This window comes from Arthrobacter sp. ok909, from assembly GCF_900104405.1.
GTDB classification, from domain to species: Bacteria; Actinomycetota; Actinomycetes; order Actinomycetales; family Micrococcaceae; genus Arthrobacter; species Arthrobacter humicola.
Map to the genome: position 1 here is coordinate 181,015 of NZ_FNJS01000004.1, position 25,170 is coordinate 206,184.

Annotated in this window: 18 protein-coding genes; 3 read left to right on the forward strand and 15 right to left on the reverse strand. The window is 67.5% G+C overall.

What is annotated here, in order from left to right:
• Positions 1–6: 6 nt before the first annotated feature.
• Positions 7–513: a MarR family winged helix-turn-helix transcriptional regulator gene (locus BLR03_RS05405; protein WP_091250456.1), complete on the reverse strand. Its 507-nt coding sequence runs from the start codon at positions 511–513 to the stop codon at positions 7–9.
• A gap of 2 nt (positions 514–515) precedes the next feature.
• Positions 516–2,255: an AMP-binding protein gene (locus BLR03_RS05410; protein WP_091250459.1), complete on the reverse strand. Its 1,740-nt coding sequence runs from the start codon at positions 2,253–2,255 to the stop codon at positions 516–518.
• 304 nt (positions 2,256–2,559) lie between these two features.
• Between BLR03_RS05410 and BLR03_RS05415 the strand changes: the two genes are divergently transcribed.
• A complete protein-coding gene (locus BLR03_RS05415; RefSeq protein ID WP_254788189.1) occupies positions 2,560–3,693 on the forward strand; it encodes an acyl-CoA dehydrogenase family protein in 1,134 nt (377 codons plus the stop codon).
• 8 nt (positions 3,694–3,701) lie between these two features.
• Here BLR03_RS05415 and BLR03_RS05420 read toward each other — a convergent pair whose 3' ends face one another.
• The 9 genes from BLR03_RS05420 to BLR03_RS05460 form a co-directional block, all read right to left on the reverse strand.
• Positions 3,702–5,504 (reverse strand): sensor domain-containing diguanylate cyclase, encoded by a 1,803-nt coding sequence (locus BLR03_RS05420; protein WP_175460416.1) that lies wholly within the window; start codon positions 5,502–5,504, stop codon positions 3,702–3,704.
• 77 nt (positions 5,505–5,581) lie between these two features.
• A complete protein-coding gene (locus BLR03_RS05425) occupies positions 5,582–6,256 on the reverse strand; it encodes a response regulator (protein WP_091250464.1) in 675 nt (224 codons plus the stop codon).
• Positions 6,253–8,916, reverse strand: coding sequence for a DUF4118 domain-containing protein (locus BLR03_RS05430; protein ID WP_091250467.1), 2,664 nt, complete (start codon positions 8,914–8,916; stop codon positions 6,253–6,255). Before BLR03_RS05430 ends, BLR03_RS05425 begins: the two co-directional genes overlap by 4 nt.
• Positions 8,917–8,928: 12 nt before the next feature.
• Positions 8,929–9,549, reverse strand: a complete 621-nt coding sequence (kdpC, locus tag BLR03_RS05435) for a potassium-transporting ATPase subunit KdpC (RefSeq protein ID WP_091250469.1) — start codon at positions 9,547–9,549, stop codon at positions 8,929–8,931.
• A 10-nt stretch (positions 9,550–9,559) separates the two neighbouring features.
• On the reverse strand, positions 9,560–11,686 hold the full coding sequence (gene kdpB / locus BLR03_RS05440) for a potassium-transporting ATPase subunit KdpB (protein ID WP_091250471.1): 2,127 nt from the start codon (positions 11,684–11,686) through the stop codon (positions 9,560–9,562).
• Positions 11,683–13,350, reverse strand: a complete 1,668-nt coding sequence (gene kdpA, locus BLR03_RS05445) for a potassium-transporting ATPase subunit KdpA (RefSeq protein ID WP_091250473.1) — start codon at positions 13,348–13,350, stop codon at positions 11,683–11,685. The genes kdpB and kdpA overlap by 4 nt, the downstream gene beginning before the upstream one ends.
• 7 nt (positions 13,351–13,357) lie before the next feature.
• Positions 13,358–13,456, reverse strand: a complete 99-nt coding sequence (locus BLR03_RS05450) for a potassium-transporting ATPase subunit F (protein WP_084475820.1) — start codon at positions 13,454–13,456, stop codon at positions 13,358–13,360.
• Between the two features lie 328 nt (positions 13,457–13,784).
• Entirely contained in the window at positions 13,785–15,761 is a 1,977-nt protein-coding gene (locus tag BLR03_RS05455) for an APC family permease (protein WP_091250475.1), read from the reverse strand.
• Positions 15,762–15,943: 182 nt separating this feature from the next.
• The gene (locus BLR03_RS05460; protein WP_091250476.1) at positions 15,944–16,564 is read right to left on the reverse strand and encodes a hypothetical protein; all 621 of its coding nucleotides are present in this window, start codon (positions 16,562–16,564) and stop codon (positions 15,944–15,946) included.
• Between the two features lie 325 nt (positions 16,565–16,889).
• On the opposite strand from BLR03_RS05460, the gene BLR03_RS05465 reads away from it, so the two are divergent.
• Positions 16,890–18,866 (forward strand): APC family permease, encoded by a 1,977-nt coding sequence (locus tag BLR03_RS05465; protein WP_091250479.1) that lies wholly within the window; start codon positions 16,890–16,892, stop codon positions 18,864–18,866.
• Positions 18,867–19,002: 136 nt separating this feature from the next.
• Here BLR03_RS05465 and BLR03_RS05470 read toward each other — a convergent pair whose 3' ends face one another.
• Positions 19,003–19,206: a cold-shock protein gene (locus tag BLR03_RS05470; RefSeq protein ID WP_009357211.1), complete on the reverse strand. Its 204-nt coding sequence runs from the start codon at positions 19,204–19,206 to the stop codon at positions 19,003–19,005.
• Positions 19,207–19,365: 159 nt separating this feature from the next.
• On the opposite strand from BLR03_RS05470, the gene BLR03_RS05475 reads away from it, so the two are divergent.
• A complete protein-coding gene (locus BLR03_RS05475) occupies positions 19,366–20,121 on the forward strand; it encodes a glycosyltransferase family 2 protein (protein ID WP_091250482.1) in 756 nt (251 codons plus the stop codon).
• On the opposite strand, the gene BLR03_RS05480 is transcribed toward BLR03_RS05475, so the two are convergent.
• The 3 genes from BLR03_RS05480 to BLR03_RS05490 form a co-directional block, all read right to left on the reverse strand.
• The gene (locus BLR03_RS05480) at positions 20,106–21,044 is read right to left on the reverse strand and encodes an alpha/beta fold hydrolase (protein WP_091250484.1); all 939 of its coding nucleotides are present in this window, start codon (positions 21,042–21,044) and stop codon (positions 20,106–20,108) included. The two genes, BLR03_RS05475 and BLR03_RS05480, sit on opposite strands and share 16 nt — an antisense overlap.
• A gap of 59 nt (positions 21,045–21,103) precedes the next feature.
• A complete protein-coding gene (locus BLR03_RS05485) occupies positions 21,104–22,255 on the reverse strand; it encodes an alpha/beta hydrolase (RefSeq protein WP_254788173.1) in 1,152 nt (383 codons plus the stop codon).
• A 103-nt stretch (positions 22,256–22,358) separates the two neighbouring features.
• On the reverse strand, positions 22,359–25,082 hold the full coding sequence (locus BLR03_RS05490; RefSeq protein WP_368086939.1) for a PEP/pyruvate-binding domain-containing protein: 2,724 nt from the start codon (positions 25,080–25,082) through the stop codon (positions 22,359–22,361).
• Positions 25,083–25,170 lie beyond the last annotated feature (88 nt).

The following is a 25,170-nucleotide window of genomic DNA, read 5'->3' on the forward strand; positions in this document are numbered from 1 at the left end:
GGTCCTCTAGTCGCTGAAGTCCCCGGCGTTCCTGCGAAACGTGCCAAGGATCCGGATCAGCTGGTCCACGTCCTGGTCTGCGAAGCCCGAGCGCCCGAAGACCTCGGAGTTCAGCACCGCCGTCGCCTGTTTGGCTAGGGCGCGGCCCTCCGCGGTGAGCTCGATCAGCGTGGTGCGGCCGTCCGTCGGATGGGGGGAACGGACCACCAGCTCGGCATTCTCGAGCCGGTCCACGGCGTTGGTGACCGAGGTGGGGTGGACCTGAAGCAGCGCGCTCGCCTTGTTCATGGGCAGCGCGCCGCTGCGTGCGAAACTGAGCAATGCCAGCAGCTCATACCGGGCAAACGTGAGCCCGAACGGCTTGAGCACGGCTTCGATCCGGCCCAGCAGAATCTGCTGGGTCCGCATGATGGCGGTGATGGCCGCCATCGGGGCGGCGACGTCGGCCCAGCCGTGGCGCTCCCAGTTCAACCGGGCGTCGGCGATCGGATCTCGGGGCAGGGGCGTTCCCACGGTCAGCTCTGCCCCCTGAGTCCCGGGAAATCGGCCTCGGAATACTCGATGCCCAGGCCCTCCGGGACGGGTCCGCCGCCGTGGCGCATTTCCTCGCTGTGGCGGAGCTCCACGCGCCGGATCTTGCCGGAGATGGTCTTGGGGAGTTCGGCGAACTCCAGGCGGCGGATCCGCTTGAACGGGGCCAGGTGTTCGCGGCAGTACCGCAGGATGTCCTCGGCGAGCTCCGGGCCGGGCTGGTGCCCGGCGGCCAGGACCACAAACGCCTTCGGCACGGACAGCTTGAGCGGGTCGGGGGAGGGGACGACGGCGGCCTCCGCCACCGCCGGATGCTCGATCAGCACGCTCTCCAGTTCGAACGGGGACAGCCGGTAGTCGGAGGACTTGAAGACGTCGTCGCCCCGGCCTACATACGTGATGATGCCGCGTTCGTCCCGGCTGGCCATGTCGCCGGTGTGGTAGTAGCCGTCGCGGAAAGCATCCGCGGTCTTCTCCGGGTCGCCGTAGTAGGCCTTCATGAGCCCCACGGGGCGGGGGTCCAGGCGCAGGCAGAGTTCGCCGTCGTCGGACTCCTCACCGGTGGCGGGGTCCACGAGCACGACGTCGTAACCGGGCAGCGGCCTGCCCATGGCGCCGATCTTGATCGGCTGGCCCGGGGTGTTGGCGATCTGCACGGTCGATTCGGTCTGCCCGAAGCCGTCCCGGATGGTTTGGCCCCAGGCGCGGTGGACCTGGTCGATCACTTCGGCGTTGAGCGGTTCGCCGGCGGACACCACCTTGGTGGGCGGGTTCTTCAGCAGGGTAAGGTCGGCCTGGATGAGCATGCGCCAGACCGTGGGCGGCGCGCAGAAGCTCGTCACCGACTCGCGGTCCATCTGCTCCATGAGGGCCTTGGCGTCGAAGCGCTCGTAGTTGTAGATGAACACGCAGGCCTCGGCGATCCAGGGCGTGAACACGTTGGACCAAGCGTGCTTTGCCCAGCCCGGGGAGGCGACGTTGAGGTGGACGTCGCCCGGTTCCATCCCGATCCAGAACATCGTGGACAGGTGACCGACCGGGTAGGAGGTGTGCGTGTGCTCCACCAGCTTGGCCTTGGACGTGGTGCCGGAGGTGAAGTAGAGCAGGAGGGTCTCGTCGGCCAGGGTGGGGGTGTCCGGGGTGAAGTCTTCGCCGGCCGCGTCGGCGTCCGCATACTGCAGCGCCGTGTTCTGTGCTCCGGCGGGTTCTGCGGCGGCGTCGCCGATTTCGATCAGCGTGTAATTACCCGCGACGTCGGCGAACTTGGCGATGTTGGCACTTCCGACGGCGGCCCAGGCCGCGCCGCCGCGCTCCACCCGGTCCTGAAGGTCCGCGGGGCCCATCAGGGTGGTGGTGGGGATCATGACGATGCCCAGCTTAATGCCGGCCAGCATGAGTTCCCAGAGCTCCACCTGGTTGCCGAGCATGATGATCATCCGGTCTCCGCGCCGCACGCCCTGGCTCCGCAGCCAGTTGGCCACCTGGGACGAGCGCCGGGAGAGGTCCGCGAAGCTGCGGCGCGTTGCTGACCCGTCCTGCTCGACGATCACCAGGGCCGGGTTGTCCGCCTTGGCCGGGTCCGCCGCGAGTTGGTCGAACCAGTCCAGCGCGAAGTTGAATTCCTCGAAGCGCGGCCACTGGAATTCGCTGCGGGCGGCCTCGTAGTCCCCGCGCAGGGCCAGCAGCCGGTCCCTGGCGGCCCGGAATTCCTCAGTTACGGTCATGGTGCACCTTTCGAAGTTCGCTGGCGCAGCCGTTCCGGGCGGTCCGTGGCACAACGCCGTTGCCTGGGATCCCGCCGGGCCGCCGTGGCGCCCGCCTAGTGATCCCCGTCACTCTGCAATATACTAGGACATCCAAGGGTTTGGAAGAGCGGCGTCGCTCTGCTGGCGGCGCATGACGAAGGGATACGTGCCCGTGCAGTCACCAGGACGTGCCAACGGACAGTTGGCGCCAGCCGAATCAAACACAGCCGGAACGGTTGCTGCGGCCCCCGCGGCAGAGCCGCCGTTTCCCGACGCCGATCTCATGTACATCGTGGACCTGCTGCCGCCGGACGAACAGCTCCGGTACCAGGAGGTGCGGGAATTCCTGCAGTCCCGGATCCGGGCGGCATCGATCGACTACTGGAACCGCGAGGAGTTCCCCTTCGGGCTGCTCGCGGAACTCGGAAAGTACGGCCTCGGCGGGTTGCAGACGGACGGCACGTCCAAGCTCTTCAAGGGCCTCATGTATGTCGAGGTGGCCCGCGCCGACGTCTCCCTCTCCGCGCTCGTGGGCATCCACAACGAGCTGATTGTCGGCATGATCGATCAGCTCGGCTCCCCGGAACAGAAGGCCCGCTGGCTCCCCGGCCTCACCGCCTTCACCCAGCTGGGAGCGTTCGCCCTGACCGAGCCGGACCATGGCTCGGACATCGCCGGCGGCCTGGAGACCACCGCCCGGCTGGAGAACGGCGAGTGGGTCATCAACGGCGCCAAACGTTGGATCGGGGCTGGCACGATCGCGGACTTCGCCCTCGTCTGGGCCCGGGACGTCGCCGACCAGCACATCAAAGGATTCATCGTGGAGACGGACCGGCCCGGGTACACCGCCACGAAGATCGCCAATAAGATCGGCCTGCGCATCATGCAGAACGCGGACATCGTCCTCGATGAGGTCCGCATCCCGGAAGCCAATCTGCTGCCGGGGGCCACCGACTTCTCCAAGGCCAACGAGCTCCTGCGCGATTCGCGCGCCTGGGTGGGCTGGCAGGGTGCCGGAATCCAGCTCGCCGCATTCGACGTCGCGCGGTCCTATTCGCTGCAGCGCCGGCAGTTCGGCAAGGAGCTGGCCCGCTTCCAGCTCATCCAGCAGCAGCTTGCCGAGATCCTGGGCAACGCCACCGCCTCGCTGGCCCTGATGGCCCAGCTGGCGAGGATCCAGGAGGAAGGCAAGCTGGAGATGGTCCAGGCCGCCATGGCCAAGTCCACCACCACGCGGCTGGCGCGGGCGTCGGTGGCGATGGGCCGGTCCCTCATGGGCGGCAACGGGATCAGCAGCGACTACGAGATGGGCAAGCTCTTCGGCGACGCCGAAATCCTCTACACCTATGAGGGCAGTTACGAAATCAATTCACTGATCGTGGCCCGGGCCGTGACCGGAAAGTCCGCCTTCGTCTAAGCGCTGAGCTAAGCGCGGAGTCCGACCGGGCCGTCCCCGGCCCGGGCCGTCCGGGTGGCGTGGCCGTAGCGTGAGGTGCGGTTGCGGCCGGCGTTTTTCGCCTCATAGAGAGCCCGGTCCGCGCAGTCCAGGAGGGTCCCGGCCGCTGCGTCGCGCTGCTCGCAGACGCCGGCGGAGATCGTCAGGAAGCCGACGTCGCCGAACGGCTCGGACGCGATGGCCTCCCGGGCCCGTTCCGCCGCTTGCAGGGCCTCGGCGCCGTTCGTCTCGGGGAGCAGCCACACGAACTCTTCGCCGCCGAAGCGGGCCAGGATGTCCTGGCTCCGCGCGACTCCACGGAGCCTCGCCGCGACCTCGGCCAGGACGACGTCGCCCATCAGGTGGCCGTAGGTGTCGTTGACCCTTTTGAAGTGGTCGATATCCAGGACGACGGCGCTCAGGTTGGTGCCGCGCGTCCCGGCCAGCGCAAGCTGTTCGGCGAGGTGCCGTTCCAGGGCCCGCCGATTGGGCAGGCCGCTCAGGGCATCCGTGGTGGCCTGCAGTTCGAGGTCGGTCCGTGCCTCCGAGTTGCCGATGGCGATCTCGACGAGCACCGCAAACTGGGCCAGCCGCGCCATCATGGCTTCCGTGACGCCCGTGCGGGATTTCGAGGTCAGGGTCACCACGCCCCACAGGCTTCCCCCGACCCGTACCGGCGCCGCCGCCGCGGACTGGAAGCCGCCGGCGCGCATCTGCTCCGCCGCCGGTCCGCCCTCCGGCCCGTAAACAACGAGGGCAGGCTTGCCCGTCAATGCCACCCGGACGGTGGCCGACTCGTCGGTCGGCGCAAAGATGTGCCGGCGGCTCAGCGTCGGCGGGAGGGCGGGGGCCATGGCGACGATTTCCGCCGACGACGCGCCCGTGAAACGGACGACGGCGGCGGAGTCCACATTGAACAGCTCAAGGACGATAGCCGCGACCCGCTCGGAGATGTCGGCGGGGGCGGCGTTACGGGCCACAGCGGTCGCTATTTCGTGGAGGGCCTCCCAGACCTGCTGCTGCTGCAGGCGCTCGGTGACGTCAACCGCCACGACCATGCCGGCCGTGGCCTCGTCGTCGGAGTACACCGGTCCGGCTTTGAGCCGGTAGGTGCGATGGCCGATCTGACGGCTCCAGGAGACTTCCCGGCCGGCGAGGGCCGCACGGTAGCGCGGCTCAAGCTCGCTGGCGAGATCGCCCTTGAGCACGTCCTGGATGCGCCGGCCTTCGAGCTCCTCCGTGCGGTAGCCGAACGTCTCCAGTTCCTGCCCTTCGGCGATCAGGTAACGCAGATCGGCGTCGAAGAGGAGCACGAAGACACCGGGGACGCTGCGCGCCAGGGCCCGGTACCGGTCCATGTTCTGCTGCCGGCGCCGATCGGCCAGCACCCGCTCCGTGATGTCCGTGACCTGGACGAAAAAACCCCGCACCGCGCCGTCGTCCCGGGCATCGGGGGTGTAGGTCACCTCGGTGTAGCGCGATTCGCCCGCGGCATCCACGAGGGTCCGGTCAAACTGCTGAGGCTCTCCGGCGAGCACGAGCTCGATGTACGGCCGGTTCGCCTCGAAGACTGCCTCCCCGAGCACGTCCCCGATATGCATGCCATATAGCTGGCCGGGTTCAATGCCGAACCACGTGCCGTAGGCGTCGTTGGCCAGGCGGTTGCGGAGCCCCGTATCCCAGTAGCCCACCATGGCCGGGATTCCGTTGAGGACGGCCTGCAGTTGCGCCGGGATCTCCGGCAGCGGCGACGGGCCGGCATCGTCCCAGTTGAGCGGGCTGCGATTTGTCATTGCCCCAGTATCCATTGCCGGCCGCGGCATGGGAAAACTCAGGAAGAACCGTCAGGAAAACCTGTCACTAAGAGTTGTCAGGGCATGAACCGGTAGCCGATGCCGGCCTCCGTGAGCAGATGGCGCGGGTTGGCGGTGTCCGGTTCGAGCTTGCGCCGCAGCTGGGCCATGTAGACCCGGAGATAGTTGGTTTCCTTGGCGTACGCCGGACCCCAGACCTCGGAGAGGAGCTGCTGCTGTGTGATGAGTTTTTCCGGGTTCCGGACCAGCACCTCCAGAATGTTCCATTCGGTGGGGGTCAGCCGCACATCCTGGCCGTCTCGGATGACACGGTGTTTGCCCAGGTCCACGGTGAAGGCCTCGGTGGTCACCACGGGTGCCTGCTCCGGGTCAACGCTGCGGCGCAGGAGGGCGCGGATCCGGGCCAGCAGTTCGTCGAGGCCGAACGGCTTCGTGATGTAGTCGTCGGCGCCGGCGTCGAGCGCTTCCACTTTGTCCTCGGAGCCGTGGCGTGCTGAGAGCACCAGGATCGGGACCTGGCTCCCGGACCGGAGTTCCCTCAGGACTGTGGTGCCGTCGATGTCCGGCAGCCCGAGATCCAGGATGACCAGCGCCAAGGGGTGCTGGGATGCGGTCAGCAGGGCGGAGCGCCCGTCTGCCGCCGTCGTCACCGAGTAGCCGTGGGCCTGCAGCGTGATCCGGAGCGCTCTCAGCAGGTGCGGGTCGTCATCGACCACCAGGACGGCGGTCATCCGGCGTCCGGTCCTGGCGTGAGCGGCAGCGTATGGCGGCGCCCCAGGGCCGACTGCGGCTCGAGCGGGGCCTGGGCGCGGCGCGGGTCGAACGGCATGCCCGTGGACAGGGGAAGCCGGATGACCATTGTCAAACCGCCACCGGGCGTCTCTTCCGCGGCCAGCGTTCCGCCCATTGCTTCGGTGAATCCTTTCGCCACGGCCAGCCCGAGTCCGATCCCGGTGGTCTGCGGCGTGTCATCGAGCCGCTGGAACGGGCGGAACATCTCGACGACACTCTCCGCCGGGACGCCCCGGCCATGATCGATGATCCGCAGCTCGCCCGCGGGGTGTCCTTCGAGTGTCGCCGGGCTGAGACCGCCGGCCGTCCCCACCAGGACGATGTCCGAGTCCGGTGCGTATTTCACGGCGTTTTCGACGATATTCGCAATGACACGTTCCAGCATTCCCGGGTCGGCGTCGATCTCCGGCATGTTGGCGGGCAGATCCACCCGCACCTTGCCCGGGGGGACGGCGCCGAGGGCTCCGGGGATCACCTCCAACCAGCGCACCGGCCTGAGCAGGGGATTGACGGCATCCGAGGTGATCCTGGACATGTCCAGCAGATTCCCCACCAGGGCATCCAGCCGGTCCGAGCATTCCTCGATGGTAGCCAGCAACTCCTGCTCCTCTTCTGGGGTGTAGCGGACGTCGTCGTGGCGCAGGCCGCCGACGGCGAGTTTGATTCCGGCCAGCGGGGTGCGCAGGTCGTGGGACACGGCGCGGAGGATGGACGTGCGCATCGTGTTGCTTTCGGCCAGGCGCAGCATCTCCCGACGGCTGACGACCAGCTGCTGGCGTTCGAGCTGGGCCGCCAAATGGACGCCGAAGGCCCCCAGGAGGCGCCGGTCGCTTGCTGGCAGGATCCGTCCGTAGAGGACCAGCCGGGTGGTGGCATCGATCTCCTCGACGTTGTCGCCGGTGGCGGCGTCCCCCCGAGCGCTCTCGGCAGCAGCCCGGATCTCTCCGGCCGAGGCGAGCAGTCGCCACTGCCGGCCACTGGCCGTGCTTCCGGCGTCGGCCTCGCGGCTGAACAAGGCGGTGCCCCGGACCTGGAAAACACCCAGCGCCTGTTCCAGCAGCGCCTGAACGGTGTCCTCCGAACCGGCGGCGCCGCGGGTCAGGTCACCCAGCGTCGTTGCCTCGGCACGGGCCCGCGCAGCCTCCTTGGAGCGGCGGGCCGAAAGGTCGACGACGACGGCGACGGCCGCCGAGACGCCCACGAACACCAGCAGGGCGAGGAAGTTCTGCGGATCACTGATGGTCAAGTTGCCGACCGGCGGTGTGGAAAAGTAGTTCACCAGCAGGCTGCTCCACAGCGCGGCGAGGATCGCCGGCCATAGTCCGCCAACCAGGGCCACCGCGACGGAGCCGGTGAGCTGGACCAGCATTGCCGTGGCCACATTTTGCTCCGGGTTCAGGGCCAGCAGCAGCAATTGCAGGAGTGCCGGGAGCGCCGTGGCCAGGACGAGCCCCACCGCTACCCGGACCCGGCCGAGATCGCGGGGGCGCGGCCCCCCCGTGCCCTGGCCGCCGAGGGGGTGCGAGACCATGTGGACATCGATGTCCCCGGAACCCCGCACCACCCGGGTCCCCACCCCGCCGCCCAGGAGACCGCCCAGCACTCCCGCGAGGTTCTTGTGCCGCGAGATGCCGACCACGATTTGGGTGGCGTTGACGCTGCGGGCGAAGTCCAGCAGGGCGGCCGCCGGGTCTTCTCCGGCCACGATGTGGTAGCTGCCGCCCAGGTCCTGGATCAGCCGCCGCTGCTGTTCGAGCGCCTGCGGTGACTCCGAGGCGACACCGTCGGCGGCGCGCACATGGACGGCCAGGAGGTCCCCGCCGCTGACCCGGGTCAGGATACGTGCCCCGCGGCGGATGAGTGCCTCGCCCTCAGGGCCCCCGGTCAGGCCCACGACGATGCGTTCGCGCGCTGGCCAACTGGCTTCAATGCCCTGTTCGGCCCGGTATTTGGCCAGCCCTTCGTCCACTCGGTCCGCCAGCCACAGCAAAGCCAGTTCGCGCAGCGCACTGAGATTTCCCAGCCGGAAGTAGTTGGACAGGGCCGCGTCGATCTTGTCCGCGGCGTAGATCTTTCCGTCGCTGAGCCGCTGGCGCAGCAGTTCCGGCGGGATGTCGACCAGATCGATCTGGTCGGCGCGGCGCACGACGTCGTCCGGCACGGTTTCTGCCTGGCGCACGTCGGTGATGGCGCTGACGACGTCGCCTAAGGACGCCAGATGCTGGATGTTGACTGTGGAGAGAACATTTATCCCCGCGCTGAGGAGTTCGTCCACGTCCTGCCAACGCTTCTGGTTGCGGCTGCCGGGAACGTTGGAGTGGGCGTATTCGTCCACCACCGCGGTCTCGGGGGCGCGAGCCAAGACCGCGTCCAGGTCCATCTCCTCGAACTCCGCCCCCCGGTAGCTCAGCTGCCGGGGCGGAATGACCTCGAGGCCTTCCATGAGGGCCCGGGTGTCGGCGCGGCCGTGGTCCAGTGCGAACGCTACCGCAACATCTTCGCCTCGCTCGCGGAGTCGGTGGGCTTCCTCCAGCATCTCGTAGGTCTTACCCACTCCGGGCGCGGCCCCCAGGAAGATTCGCAGCGTTCCACGTGCCATGTCGTCATTCTGTCACTTGGAGGCTGACACGGGCGACGCGGCGGCGACTGCCAGGTTCAGGGCGGTCACGTTCACCGCTGGCTGCCCCAGGAATGCAACGGCGCCGCCACTGGTCTTCCCCGCGACGAGGGCGGTCACGGTCTCCGTGCTGAGCCCGTGCGCGGCGGCAACGCGCGGGATCTGGAGTCGGGCGTACGCCGGGGAGATGTCCGGGTCCAGTCCCGAACCGCTGGCGGTCACGGCATCCGCAGGAACGGCCGCTTCGGGGACGTTCTCGGCCTTCGCGACGGCTGCGCGGTTGGCCGCGATGGCCTCTGTCAGTTTGGGGTCGTTGGGTCCTAGGTTGCTTGCCGACGACGAAGCCGGGTCCCACTTCACGGCCGAGGGCCGGGCATGGAACCAGCGCGGGTCCTGGGCGCCGGATTCGTCGGCCGTGGCCTGGACGATCAGGGCCGACGCAGCCGGGGCGCCGGCCCTGTCCTTGATGATGGAGCCGTTGGCCTGGTAGGGCGCGATGAGTTGTCCGATGCCGAAGACGGCCAGGGGGTAGGCCACGCCGAGGACCAGTGTGGCGAAGAGCAGGAACCGGACGGCGGTGCCTGCCTGCCGGAGGTAGCCGGTGAGTGTGTTCATGGGGATGTTCCTAGCCGATTCCGGGGATGAGGGAGATCATGAGGTCGATGATTTTGATGCCGATGAAGGGGGCGATGAGGCCGCCGAGCCCGTAGACCAGCAGATTCCGCCCCAGTGCCTGGTTGGCGGAGACGGCACGGTATTTGACTCCGCGGAGGGCGAGCGGGACCAGCGCGATGATAATCAGGGCGTTGAAGATCACCGCGGAGAGGATGGCCGAGGCCGGGGTGGCGAGTCCCATGATGTTCAGCAGTCCCAGCCCCGGGAAGGCAGCGGTGAAGAGGGCGGGAACGATTGCGAAGTACTTGGCGACGTCATTGGCTACCGAGAAGGTGGTCAGGGCGCCGCGGGTGATGAGCAGCTGTTTGCCGATGCCGACGATGTTGATGAGTTTGGTGGGGTCGGAGTCGAGGTCCACCATGTTGGCGGCGTCCTTCGCGGCGGGGGTGCCGGAGTTCATGGCGACGCCGACGTCTGCCGCGGCCAGGGCCGGGGCGTCGTTGGTGCCGTCCCCGGTCATGGCCACGAGCCGGCCTGCGGCCTGCTCCTTCTTGATGACCGCGAGTTTGTCCTCCGGGGTTGCCTCGGCCAGGAAGTCATCGACCCCGGCCTCGGCGGCGATGGCCTTGGCGGTGATGGGGTTGTCGCCGGTGATCATGACGGTCCGGATGCCCATTTGCCGCAGTTCGGCGAAGCGGGCGTGCATGCCGGGTTTGACGACGTCGGCGAGGTGGATGGTTCCCAGGATGTCGGCGCGGCCGTCCTTGTCGATCTGGGCGACCAGGAGGGGTGTGCCGCCTTGGGCGGAGATTTCCTGGACCCGGTCGTCGACTTCCGCCGGGGAGTGTCCGCCGTATTCGGCAACGAAGGCGGTCACCGTGGAGGCGGCGCCTTTGCGGATCTGCAGCCCGTCAAGGTCCAGTCCGCTCATGCGGGTGGTGGCGCTGAAGGGGACCACGGCAAAATCGCCGGAGCTGCGTTCGAGGGCGGCCAGGTCGGCCCCGGTCACGCCCTTGTCCGCGGCGAGGTCCACGATGGAGCGGCCCTCGGGGGTTTCGTCGGCCAGGCTGCAGACCCGGGCCGCTTCGATGAGTTGGGTCCTGTCCACATGGTTGGCGGGGAAGAAATTGACGGCGCGGCGGTTGCCGTAGGTAATGGTGCCGGTCTTGTCCAGCAGCAGTGTGGTGATGTCTCCGGCGGTCTCCACGGCGCGGCCTGAGGTGGCCAGCACGTTGTGCTGGACCAGCCGGTCCATGCCGGCGATGCCGATCGCCGGGACCAGCGCCCCGATGGTGGTGGGGATCAGGCACACGAGCAGGGCGACCAGCACGATGGGGGACGGGGTGGCGCCGGCGAGCGCGGCAAACGGGGCCAGGGACATGGTGACGGCCAGGAACACGATGGTCAGGGACACCAGCAGGACGTGGAGGGCGATTTCGTTCGGGGTCTTCTGCCGCACGGCGCCCTCGACGAGCTTGATCATCCGGTCGATGAACGTCTGGCCGGGCTCGGCGGTGATGCGGATGACGATCCGGTCCGAGAGGACCTTCGTGCCGCCGGTGACCGAGGAGCGGTCTCCGCCGGATTCGCGGATCACAGGGGCCGATTCGCCGGTGATGGTCGATTCGTCGACGCTGGCCAGGCCGTCGATGATTTCGCCATCCGAGGGGATGACGTCCCCGGCCTCGCAGATCACGAGGTCGTTGAGCCGCAGCTCAGTCCCCGGCACCTCTTTGGTGGTGCCGTCGGGCTGCCGGAGCCGGGCCGTCACGCCTTTGCGGCTGGCGCGGAGGCTGTCGGCCTGGGCCTTGCCGCGGCCTTCGGCGATGGATTCGGACAGGGTTCCGAACAGGACGGTGAGCCACAGCCAGACGGTGACGGCGATGCCGAACACCGAGGGCCGGTACACCGAGATTGCGGTGCACAGGGCGGCACCCACCAGCACGGTGAACATGACCGGGGAATGGATCATCTGCCGCGGGGAGAGTTTCCGGACCGCGAGTGGCAGGGCGGCGGCGACGGACGTGATCGTCAGTTTTGCCGGGGCCTTGGTGTGGTGCTTGTGCTCGCCGGGGGTGCCGAGGGGGTTGCCGTCGGCGTAGGTGGCGGCGGCGAGGTCCGTCTGGGACGGGGTCATTTCAGGAGTCCTTCTGCGAGAGGGCCCAGGGCAAGGGCCGGGAAGTAGCTCAGCGCGGTCATGATCACTGTCACGCCGAGCAGCAGGCCGCCGAACAGGAGGCCGTGGGTGGGGACGGTGCCGGCGGAGGCGGGAACCTTGGCCTGGCGGGCGAGGGAGCCGGCCAGGGCGAGGACCAGGACAATCGGGAGGAAGCGGCCCAGCAGCATCGCCAGGCCCATCATGACCGAGAGGTAGGGGCCGGAGGTGGTGATGCCGCCGAACGCGGAGCCGTTGTTGTTGGCCCCGGAGGTGAAGGCGTAAAGCACTTCGCTGAACTGGTGCGGGCCGGTGGCCGGGGCGTTGGCCATGGCGTCCGGCAACAGGACGGTAATACCGGCCAGGGCCAGGACCACTGTCGGGGTGACCAGGATGTACATGGCGGCGAGCTTCATTTCCGTCGGGCCGATCTTCTTGCCCAGGTACTCGGGGGTGCGTCCGACCATGAGACCGGCGATGAAGACGGAGATGATGGACAGGATCAGCAGCCCGTAGAGCCCGGACCCGGTGCCGCCCGGGGCGACTTCGCCGAGCATCATGTTCACCATGGCCACACCGCCGGCCAGCGGAGGCAGGGAATCATGGGCGACGTTGACGGCGCCGGTGGAGGTCAGCGTGGTGGACGTGGCGAAGATCGCGCTGGACACCGGTCCGAAGCGCTGTTCAAAACCTTCGCCCAGGCCACCGGCGGCGGCCGTCGCGGTGCCCTGCCCGGACGCCACGGCCCATCCCATCAGCGAAACCGATGCCAGCCACAGGGTGCCCATCACCGCGGCCACCGTGTAGCCCTGCTTCTGGTCGCCGACCATCCGGCCGAAGGCGTAGGGCAGCGCCGAGGGGATGAGTAGGAGCAGGAACACCTCGAAGAAGCTGATGAGGGCGTTGGGGTTCTCGAACGGGTGGGCGGAGTTGGCGTTGAAGTAGCCGCCGCCGTTGGTCCCGAGCTCCTTGATGGCTTCCTGGGACGCCACGGGGCCTCCGGGAATGTTCTGGTGGATCCCGGCGGCCTGGTTGGTGACGTCGGTGGGCCAGAAGTTCTGCACCACCCCGCCGAGGACCATGACCACTGCCGCGACGAACGCGATCGGCAGCAGGATCCGGAACGACGTGCGGGCCAGGTCCACCCAGAAGTTGCCGAGGCGGTGCGTCCTGGTGCGGGCGATGCCGCGGATGAGGGCGACGACGACGACGATGCCGACGGCGGCGGAGAGGAAGTTCTGTACCGCGAGCAGACACATCTGCACGAAGATGCCCAGCGTGGTCTCGGGGACGTAGGTCTGCCAGTTCGTGTTGGTCACAAAGGAAATGGCGGTGTTCATGGCAATCCACGGGTCCACGCCGGGCAGGGATCCGCTGCCGGGCAGGACGCCCTGCAGCCGTTGGAGGCCGAACACGGCCAGGATGGAGACGGCGGAAAACGCCAGGACGCTGCGCAGGTACACGGACCAGGTCTGGTCGGTCCCGGCGTCGATCCCGGCGAGCCGGTAGAACAAACGCTCGGGCCGACTGGACGTCGTGCCCTCGAAGACCCGGGCCAGGTAGATGCCCAAGGGCTTGTGCAGCACTGCCAACACGATGAGGAGTGCCGCCACCTGGACAGCAAAGGATGCAAGGTTGAAGGTCATGATCCGCTCACCACTTTTCCGGATGGATCAAGACGGCCAGGAGGTAGCCGAACAGGCACAGCCCCGCAATGAGCAGTACGAGCCACATGATCGCGTCGGCGCTCATCGTCCGCCCTCCGGCCGGTCATCGGCAGCCCCGACCATCCCGGCCAGGACGTGGCCGATCCACATGACGAACCCCATGGATACCATGAGGATTCCGATAACAGCCAGGTCGGCCATTGCAGGTTCCTTTCATCTGCGCCCCGTTTGCGGGGCTACTGAAAGTCAACTCCTCCCCAGAAGGAGAAGGCCGGTTCCTGATGGTTTCTTAACGCCCTGAGGACGGATCTTGACGCAGCCTTAATGTGCGCGGAAATTCCGGACGGTCCTGCATCCGTACTCGGCCTGTTTGGCTGCGGCCGGAGACCGTCTTGTCGTCCGGGCCGCGGTGCTCAGCCGACGTGGACCCAGGGCCGTTTGGTGACATCGGGTTCTGCTTCGCGGAGCACTTCGCGGGTGACCGGGGCGATTTCGCCTTCGCCGAACGCGAGGAAGCGCAGCAGGTTTGTGACCGGGTTCCCTTCGGTCCAGCGGAAGTAGATGTGCGGCATCAGCCCGGTCACGTCCCGGATGTGCAGGAGCACCGAGGCGATCGTGTTCGGCACGACGGGTCCGTGGACTTCCAGGACATGGTACCCGTGCCGGGTCACACCGCGGACCTCCAAAGCCGTCTCAAAGTCGGAGGAATCGTCCACGGTTACTTCCAGGAATAATGCCTGGTAGTCCACGGGCAGGTGGCTGACCTCGATCGCAGACGTCAGTTTGTCCCGGTACGCCTCGGGGCTCAGGCGCAGCGGTTCGTGGGCGATGATCGCTATGGGCCCTTCCAGGTTGGAGGACATGAACTCCAGTGCCTGGCGGTCCAGGTGGACATGGGTGGCGTGGAGTTCGAAGGAGCGCCGGAGGCGTGAAAGCAGCGAAATCACGATGATGCCCGCGATGAAGAACGCTGCGATCCGGATGCCTTCGGGGCGTTCAATGATGTTGGCCACTGTGGTGTAAATGAAAACGACGGCGATGATGCCGAACCCGATGGTGCGTTTGCGCTGTTTCCCGCGCCGTGCGGACAGCGCCACGGCAACCGCGGCTGAGGTCATCAGGACCAGGACGCCGGTGGCGTAGGCGCCGCCCTGGGCGTCGACGTCGGCGTTGAAGAGCCAGGTGATCAGAAACCCGACAGCGGTGAACACCAGGACCAGCGGCCGGACGGCCCGGGCCCACCCGGGGGCCATGCCGTAGCGGGGCAGGTAGCGGGGCACGAGGTTCAGCAGCCCGGCCATCGCGGAGGCCCCGGCGAACCAGAGAATGGCGATGGTGCTGATGTCATACACGGTTCCGAACCCTGCGCCCAGGTATTCGTGTGCCAGGAATGCCAAGGCGCGGCCGTTCGCCTGCCCGCCTGGCTGGAATTCCTGCTCCGGGATCAGGATCACCGTGGTGAAGCTGGTCGTGATAAGGAAAGCGCTCATGATGACGGCCGCGGTGGTCAGCAGCCGGCGGGCACCCTCGATCCGGCCTACCGGTTTCTCTTCGGTGTCACCCGGGCGTCCCTGAATCTGCGGCATCACGGCCACGCCTGTTTCGAAGCCGGAGAGGCCCAGGGCCAGCTTGGGGAAGACGAGCAGGGCGATTCCGACCACCATGAACGGGTTCCCGTGCGACGTTGTCAGCGCGAGCCACCAGTTAGCCACGGCAACGTGCTGGTTAAACACTTCGAGAATGGTCGTGATCACCACCACGACATTTAGGCTCAGATAGATGCCGACCAGGACGACCGCAACGCCGATCGCCTCTTTGAACCCGCGTAGGAAGACGGCACCCAACAGGGCGAGCAGGAAGAGCGTGACCGGCACATTTTGGCCCTGAATCCAGCCCGGAACGAGGGGGTTCTGGATCGCGTGTGCGGTGGCGTCGGCGGCGGAGAGCGTCATGGTGATCATGAAGTCCGTCGCCGCGAACCCCAGCAGGACCAGCACGAAGAGTTTCCCGCCCCAGCGCGGCATCAGCCGTTCCAGCATGGCGATGGAGCCCTCGCCGCGGTGGCTCTCACCGGCAACCCGGCGGTAAACCGGTAGGGCACCAAGCAGGGTGACAGCCACCAGGACCATGGTCGCCAGCGGCGAGATTACGCCCGCAGCCAAGGCTGCGATGGCCGGCTGGTAGCCCAAGGTTGAGAAGTAATCAACGCCGGTGAGGCACATGACCTGCCACCACGCATGCTTCTTCAGGTGCGAGTCGCTCACTGCGCCGGGTCCCTGATGGACCCCTTTGGCGTCCTGCAGGCCGAAAAGCAGCCATCTTCTGAAATTGTCCCCGGCTCCCGGCCGTACCGCTGAGGGATCCGAAGGCGGTCTGCTCATCGTGGTCATCTGTGCCTCTCCGCGCGATGCCCGCCATCGTGTTTAGTGCCGACGATAACACCGGAGCCGGGCGCCGTTACCGACCCGGGAACGATCTTGACGGATCCTTAACGCCGGGCCGCTGCCTGGTCCGCCAGTGTAAGCCTGGAGTCCAGCCCGTCCGCCCGCTCCCGGCGTGCACGGCACCGCGGTCAGTGGGTCGTGACGGGTGCCGGGACTTCGACGTAGAGGATGGCTCCGGCGGATGCCGGCAGATACCAGTGACTCCGGTGGCGCGCCGGCCGGTAGATGTGTCCGAACGGGTCCTTCACGCGGACGTGCTCCAGCGGTTTCTGCCGGGCGAGCATGCGATCGATCTCCTTGAGGCTGGACGGCCGCGAGGCAAAGCCTTCGATGTCCACAGACCATGCGCTCTCGGCCGGTTCCCTCCCGCGTTCCAAGGCGAGGGTTTCGAACAAGTCCGACACCACTTCGTCGCTCGTAACAGGGTAGAAGCGCCGGAGCCGGTGCTCGTCCGGATGGGCATTTTGAGCGCCCAGCCACGCGTGACGGAGCCAACGGAATTCCACCGGTCCCAGCACTTGTCCAAGGACCAGGTGACGGTTTGCATCCAGCACTAGGCGGTACGAGCCGCCGCTGCGGTCGATGACGCACGCAGCTTCCCCGACGTATTCAAACGCCGCAATTAGGTCCTCTTCCGACCGGTGGTAGGAAAAATCCCCAATGTCATCAACGGCCACGAAATCCCGGGCACCGCCGGCACCGGCCGGAAGACCTGATGCCTTCCTTATCCGCCGGGACGTGGTGTTCATTCTGGTTTGCTCCTGCTGAGGATTCGACCGCGACCACAGTGGCTGCAGTGTCCCCTTGTTTCATGACACCACCGCCGGAGCCTCTTCGGAGCGGCCTTAACACTTTCCATATGCCAGCACGCTGCAAATTTGCGTTATCTTAATGCGGCGGTTCATCCGGGACAGCAGGGACGGCGGTCGCGGGGATACCGGGCGGGCACGCAGAGGGCCGCGTTAAGGAACCATTAGGATTGTCCGCCGGACGGCGCTGGACGGCGCCGGCGGTTGCGGAAGCTGGTACTGTCTCCGACGGAAGCGGCGCGGTGCGTCGCGTGGAAAGGACATTATGACCACGCTCAGCCGGCCCCCGGCAGACCCCTCTGCGCCGCGGCCCGATGCCGGTGATCACTTCAGGAACTGGCTCCTGTTCGGGCTTCAGGACAGCAAGGGAACCCACCAAGGGCCCGGGGCCGTCAGTGACAGCCATCTGAAGAAACACACGTGGTGGCAGGTCATGTGCCTGACCGGCGTGGACTACTTCTCCACGCTGGGCTACCAGCCCGCCATCGCCGCGCTCGCGGCCGGCGTGGTTTCGCCGCTGGCCACCCTGGTCCTGGTGGCCGTGACCTTGCTCGGCGCCCTGCCCGTGTACCGCCGGGTTGCCGGTGAGAGCCACCGCGGCGAGGGCTCTATCGCCATGCTGGAGCGGCTCTTGCCGCGCTGGGGAGGAAAACTCCTCGTCCTGGTCCTGCTGGGGTTCGCGGCCACCGACTTCATGATCACCATGACGCTCTCCGCCGCCGACGCGACCGCGCACGCCATCGAGAACCCGTTCGCGCCCGCCTGGATGCAGGGCCAGAACGTCGTGGTCACCCTGATCCTGCTGGCCCTGCTCGCCGCGGTGTTCCTGCGTGGGTTCAAAGAGGCGATCGGCGTCGCGGTCGTCCTCGTGGGGCTCTACCTCGGGCTGAACGTCGTCGTGGTGATCACCACGATCTTCCAGGTCATCGCCCATCCGGTGGCGGTCGACAACTGGTGGTTGGCCCTGACCACGTCCCACGGCAACCCGCTGATGGTAGTGGGCATCGCGCTGCTGGTTTTCCCGAAGCTGGCCCTGGGCCTCTCGGGCTTCGAGACCGGCGTCGCCGTCATGCCGCAGATCCGGGGCCATGCCACGGACACCGAGGCGAACCCCGAGGGCAGGATCAAGGGCGCGCGCCGCCTGCTGACTACGGCGGCCGTCATCATGAGTGCCTTCCTCATCACGACCAGCTTCACCACCGTGGTGCTCATCCCGGAGCAGGAATTCCAGCCTGGCGGCCAGGCGAACGGGCGCGCCTTGGCATTCCTGGCCCACGAATACCTGGGCGCAGGCTTCGGCACCGTCTATGACATCAGCACCATCGCGATCCTCTGGTTCGCCGGGGCCTCCGCGATGGCCGGGCTCCTGAACCTCGTCCCCCGCTATCTGCCCCGGTACGGCATGGCACCGGAATGGGCCCGCGCCGTCCGGCCGCTGGTGCTGGTCTTCACGCTCGTGGGCTTCCTGATCACCTGGCTCTTCAACGCCGACGTCGACGCCCAGGGCGGCGCCTACGCCACCGGCGTCCTGGTCCTGATGACCTCAGCCGCGGTCGCCGTGACATTCTCGGCGCGCAGCAAGGGGCAGCGCAAGCGCAGCATCGGGTTCGGGATCATCGCGGTCGTGTTCATTTACACCACGGTGGCCAACATTTTTGAGCGGCCCGAAGGCATCCGGATCGCGGCGCTCTTCATCCTCGGGATCATCGTCATTTCGCTGCTCTCGCGCATCCGGCGTTCTTTCGAGCTCCACGCCACCCACGTGCGCATGGACACCACGGCCTTGGAATTCCTGGCTTCCAACGAAACCGGGCCCATCGCGATCATCGCCCACGAACCGCTGCGGCTCAGCGCCGAGGCGTACCGAGACAAGCTGACGTCAGCGATCGAGGTCAGCCACCTGCCGGTGGACTACCAGGCCCTGTTCCTGGAAGTCGTGGTGGACGACTCCTCGGACTTCGAGACCGAGCTCGAGGTGAAAGGGGTGATCCGGCACGGGTACCAGATCCTGGAGGTCCACGGGCCCGTGGTTCCCAACACGATCGCCTCCGTACTGCTGCACATCCGCGACGTCACCGGACTGATGCCGCACATCTATTTCCGTTGGACGGAGGGTAACCCGATCACCAACCTCATGCGGTTCCTGGCCTTCGGCGAAGGTGAAATCGCCCCGGTGACCCGTGAAGTGCTCCGCGAAGCCGAGCCTGACGTCACCCGGCGCCCCTGGGTCCATGTCGGCTGACGCTCCCGCAGATAATCGCCGTCGGGCATAAACGCTCCCGCACACACAAACACCCCTCCAGAGGAATCCTCCGGAGGGGTGTTGTGGTCTTCGGGGACGGTGTCCCGGCCGGGCGGCCGGGGCTTGTCCTGTGTACTTAGAGCGGGCGGATGTTCTCGGCCTGCGGGCCCTTCGGGCCCTGCGTGACGTCGAATTCAACCTTCTGGTTCTCGTCCAGCGAGCGGTAGCCGCTGGTTGCGATTGCCGAGTAGTGGGCGAAAACGTCGGCCGACCCGTCATCCGGGGCAATGAAGCCAAAACCCTTTTCGGCGTTGAACCATTTAACTGTGCCTGTAGCCATGCCTTTATCCTTCTGAAATGCTGCTGATCTCCGGCGGCCATGAGGCCAACGGCTGCGGAGACATTCGTCCGCTGTCCCCCAACGTACGGGGCCGGGGGCCATGGTGCAAGAGGCCGACGGGGGCATTTCGTCCCGTCCCGGGACTATAGTCGGGGCACGATGACAACAATCTCGGTGGTTATCCCGACCAGGAACGACGCCGGCATGCTCGCCGCGTGCCTGGCTGCGCTCGCCGCCCAGACCCGCCCGGCCGACGAAATCGTCGTCGTGGACAACGCCAGTACGGACAACACCGCGGAGGTCTGCGCCGCTGCGGGGGCGCGGCGGCTCGCCGTCGAACTCCCGGGCATCGCCGCCTGCACGGCACACGGCTTCGACGAAGCCGGCTCCGAGCTGATTGCCCGGCTGGACACCGACTCCATCCCGCCCGCTGACTGGCTCGAACGAGTTGAAGCAATTCTCGAGAAGGCCGGACCGCTGTCCGCCGTGTCCGGTCCCGGCGACTTCTACGGCGGGACCCGGTTCGCCCGGTGGGTGGGCGAAAGCGTCTACATACCCGGGTATTTCTGGGCCATCGGGTGGCTGCTGGGTCATCCGCCGCTGTTTGGCTCGAATTTCGCCATGCGGTCCGACGTCTGGGACCGGATCCGGGGCTCCGTTCACCGGGGCATTCCGCCGGTCCACGATGATCTCGACATTTCCTACCAGATCCCGCCCGACGTGAAGGTGATCGCTGACGCCGGGCTGCGCGTGCGGGTCTCCGCGCGGCCGCTGGCGAGCTGGCACTCCGTCGGGCGCCGGTTGTCGATGGCGTGGACGACGTTCGGCATCGAATTCCGGGAAGAGGGACCCTTCCGGCGGCGCCGACGCCGGCGGCAATGGGAACGCGACCCCTCGCGTCAGGCGGAACCGTAAAGCGCGATGAGGTCCCGGCTCATTTGGTGCGGCGAGGTCTCACTCGGGCTGTGCCCGCCCCGGTAGACCGCGATCCGCGCGCCGATGGACTCTGCGAAGCGACGGTGCAACGCCAGCGGCCAGAGATCATGTTCGCCGACCGTGACGAACTTCGGCAGCGACGCGGCGGCCAGGGCCGCCCGCAGATCCGGTGCATGCTGCATCAGCCCGATGATGTCACTCACAGAGCTCCGGCGGGTGAACCGGAACCGGTATTTCACAAACCGTATCCGGTTGGGCGCGACATGCACGATGTTGATGCGGATACCCCAGATCATCAGCGCGGCGCCGATCCGCGGGCTGACCCAGGGGCTGATCCAGCCGACGCGCTGGACGCCCCGGAAACACTGGCCCGGCTCCGGCGGGCAGCTGATCAGGGTGAGGCTCCGGAACTTTTCCGGGCGGCGGGTAAAGGCGAGCTGGGCGACGATCGCGGCGAACGAATACCCCACGACGTGCGCCGGGCCGTCCTCGGCGTCGAGCATGGCGACCAGGTCATTGGTGAACAAGTCGTAGTCGTAGTGGTCGCGGGGAGGAACGAGGTTTTCGGGGCCCGCCGCGGCGGATTCGAACTGGCCGGCAATGTCACAGCTCAGGACAAAGTACCCGGCCGCGGCGAGCTCGGGCAGCATCAGCACAAAGTCTTCCTTGGACCCGGTCGCCCCCGGAATCAGGAGCACCCGGGGGTTTCCCGGTGTGCCCATGGAGAGCGTGGCGAGGGTTCCGCTGGGTGCCCCGAAGGTGCCCCGCACGGCGCCTCCGGGCACGGAGGCCCAGTCCGCGTCGCCCAAGGCCGCATCCCGGCGGGCGGCCTCATCGACCAGCGCCGATCCGAACCCCTCAGGTTCCTGATCGTTTTGTGCGTTGCTCTCGGCAGCCACCATGGACTAAACATAGCCCGGTGCGGCCGGAGCCGGGGCGGATCGGGCAGGACGGGCGGCGCTCAGGCCACTTTGCGCACAAAGGCGTGGAGCCGGCGGTAGACCTCCTGCGATTCCGGGTAGCGGAAGTTCTGCTGCCAGGTGTGTTCGGTGTTGGAGTTGTCCCAGCCGTAGATGAGACTGTCCACGGGGACGGAGTGTTCGCGCAAGCGGGCGATGAAGTTCACATTGGCGGCGTAGAAGAAGTCCCGTTCCGAGGTGGTCACAAAGACCGGCGGGAAGCGGGAATCCAGCCACTCGATCGGGGAGAGGAAGCCCGCGCCCTTGCGGAGGGCCTCCAGGTGGCCGGTGCCGGAGCCCGGACGGCCCAACAGGCCGCCAATGCCGCGGCGCAGGCGTCCCCAGCGACCCCAGTTTTCGCCGCCAGGACGGAGGCCGGGCAGCAGCATGCGGACGAAGTTCAGGCTCAGCACGAAGCCCCTTTCGAAGAAGACGGAAAAGTCCACCACGCTGCAGTGCTGGACAAGACCCTTGAAATGGGATGCAGGTACGGCCGGTATCAGACCGTGGTGCCGTGCCAGTTCCGGACGGAAGCTTGCAGCGGTCAGGAGCGCCGCGACTTGGCCGCCGGCGGAGTCGCCGCCCAGTACGAGCCGCGATGCGTCGCCGCCATGGCCGGCGATGTTCTGCCGGACCCACGCCAGCGCGGCATTCGCATCCGCCAGGACATGGGCCATGTGGAAACGCGGCGCCTTCCGGTAGTTCACGTTGACCACCACCATGCCGCCCTCGGCCTGGCTGGCGCAGTACTTGGTCAGCGAGGACTTGTCCCCGGAGGTCCAGCCGCCGCCGTGAAAGTACACGTAAACGGGGAGCGCGGCGCCGGACTCGCCGGGCGGGGTCGCATCGGCTGCGGGGGTGCCGCCAGCAGGGGACGGGGTGATGACATCGAGGCGGTGGGCCCGGATGCCGTCGCCTACGAAATCGATGTCGTGGACATATGCGACGCCGGTAATGGGGTCAGCGTTGAAGCGGGCGTTCTCGCTGGCGCGTACGCAGTGCATCAGCACCCGCCAGGTCCACACCGGAACCCGGCGCAGGACGTTCCTGGCCTTGCGGGCCAGAGTGAAGGTGTTGCGGTGCTGCGCTATCCGTGGCCGGGCCGCCTGAAAGGATGACGCATGGTGCGTTGGCCAGCGGGCCGGGGAGGTCATGCACCAATTCTATCTGGCACACCCGTGCTACAGCTGTGAGGGCAGCCTGCCCTCACAGCTACGGCCCGGTTCGCCACCCGGAGGATTGCCCGGTGCCGCCGGCTCAAGGCTCCTCGACGATAGTGCCCGCGGCCCCGTCAACAGTGACCGTCTGGCCGGTCCGCAAACGGGTGGTCGCGTCCGGCACGCCCACCACGGCCGGGATACCGTATTCGCGGGCCACCACGGCCCCGTGCGAGATCACCCCGCCCATCTCCATGACCAGGGCGCCGGCGGTCATGAACAGCGGAGTCCAGCCGGGATCGGTGGACGGTGCCACGAGGATTTCCCCGGGTTCGAGGTGGGCGCCCACCGGGTCCACGATGACCCTGACCCGTCCGGTGGCGGTACCGGCCGAGGCCGGTGTCCCGGCGAGGGCGCCGGACGCCGGAGACTTAGCCAGCATGGCGGCCTCGACGTCGGTACCGTCGGACAGCAGCAGGCGCGGGATGCGCCGGCGTCGCAATTCCGTATCGTACAGTCGCCGGCGGTCAGCGACGATGCCGTGAAGGTCCGCGCCGCGCAGGCCCACCCGGACCTCGTCGAATTCCAGGAAGTAGACATCGTCCGCGGCGGCGATCGAACCGGATCGGGCCAGTTCGGCACCCACCTTGTTGAGCTGGCGGCGCATCTCGGCGAGGGCGAGGACGATGTAGAACTTCGGCAGTTCGCGCAGTCCGGACAACTGCCGGGTCCGGCGCAGGCAAAATTCCACCTGGCGGGCCCGGAGCCGGCTCCGGGCCCGGGTCCGCTCCACGAGGTCGCGGATTCTGGCCTCGGCGTGTTCCTCCGCGCGGGCAAATTGCCGGTCGGGGGCCTGTTCGGGGTCCTCGACATGGAGGTAGTTCGAGATCATGCCGAGAATATGGTCCGGCTTCTCCGACCACCGCGGCATGCCGAGGTCAATCTCCGCCACGGCGCGGTGGCCGTAGCGGTCCAGGAACCCGTGCAGGCCGGTCTGTGCCACGGCGGGGAGGGTGCCGGCGGCGTAACGGGTGGCCAGTTCCTCCGGGCTGTGGGCCAGGAAAACGTCACGGGACGCGGCATTCGCGCCGACGGTAACGGCCAGATGCCAAAGTTCAAGGTCCATCTCGGTGGTGACGTTGTTGGGCAGCCCCCGCAACACCGCCTCGAGTTCCCGCGGTTCCGCGATGCCCCGCAAAAGTCTGCGGGCAGCCGCCAGCATGATGTAGCCAACGGATGGTCCAGGCAGCGTGGCCAGGATTAGCGCGTCGACGGTGCGGTCCAGGATGCGCTCGGCGTGGTCGAGTCGGCCAAAGGTTGTCGCTGGCTCCGGCAGGACAAGCTCCGCTTCGAGGCGCTGCCCGTAGTCGAAGGCGCGGCGCAATTCAGCGCCCGGCCGCACGCCGGCCCGCAGCATGGGGGGAATCATCCGGACGATCAGGGCCACGCTGGCCATTCCTTCCGCGCTGCGGGTTGCAGGGGCGCCCGTCCCCGGTTTCCTGGCTGCCGGTTTTCCTGCCGTGCCGGGATGGGTCCGCCGGGGCGGCCGTTCGCGCACGCTGAACCGCGGATCCTCCAGGAGCGCCGGGAAGACCGCCCCTGACCTCCCGTCCGCCAGCGGGAGTACCCGCAGCAGATAGCGGCGGCCGTACCTGTTGCGGACCACGGGCGTCACGTCCACGTACATGCGCAGCCCCGGGTTGATGTACTGCCACGGTCCCTTCCGGTTCCGCATTGAACCCAGCACGGAGAGCCCCATCGGGGTGAGCGGGCGGGTCAGGCCCTGGAACAGGGTGCCGCACATGTACACGCGGGTGCCAGTGGCGGCCCCGGACTCCGTGCCAAGGGGTTCGGCGGCGGCGGGGTCCGGCAACGGATACAACGTGGTGATGGGCCGCGACTGGGTCACCCAGATCTTGCCGGCGGCGTCGATCACCCATTCCACATCCTGCGGTGCGCCGAACAGCCGCTGGACGGTGTCGCCCAGTGCCGTGAGTTCGCGGATCCGGGCGTCGTCCAGACCGGGCGCCCGGCCGGCCGAAGTCCCGTCCGCGGTCCGATCCGGAGAGCGGAGCAGGACGCGTCCTGTGGCCGTCTCGACGACGAAATGGTCCGGGTTTACGCTGCCGGAGACCACCGCCTGGCCCGGTCCGGCGCTCGCGTCGATAACCGTTTCGGTCCGGGTGCCCGTGACGGGATTGGCGGTGAACAGCACCCCGGCGGTGACGGCGGGGACGACGTCCTGGACGACGACGGCGAGCCCGACGTCGCGGTGGCTGATGCCGTTGGTCGAGCGGTAGGCCACGGCGCGTTCGGTCCAGAGGGAGGCCCAGCAGCGCCGGACCGACTCGACGACGGCATCTGCCCCGGAGATGTTGAGAAAGGAATCCTGCTGTCCGGCGAAGCTTGCGAAGGGCAGGTCCTCGGCGGTGGCGGAGGACCTGACCGCGACGGCGACCCCGCTGCCCATCGCGGCATAGGCGGCGCGGACCGCGGCATCGACATCGCCGGGAATCGGGGCGGTCACGATCATTTCCCGGGCCTGCCTCGCCAGTTCGCCCAAATCAAGCTGGAGATGGTCCAAATCGGGGTGGTCCAAAGCCGGGTGGGCTTTTCCGCCGTCGGGGGACCATCCCGGCAGCGCGGCGTCCAGTCGGGCCGCCAAGGCCTCCAGTTCCGGCGGGGCAGCCTTCCGGTAGGCGACGGTGGTGAGGCAGAAGCCGCGCGGTACGGGGAATCCGGCCGCCGCGAGCCTGCCGAGGTTCATGGCCTTGCCGCCCACGAGCGGCAGGGGAGCGGAACCCAGTTCACTGAGATCCGCCACAAGAGCTTCTGGCGCTCTGCCCTGTGCAGACCCCATATCCCTGTCCCACGTCCTGTCCGCGTATTCAATTCACGGCCGGCTGCCGGCT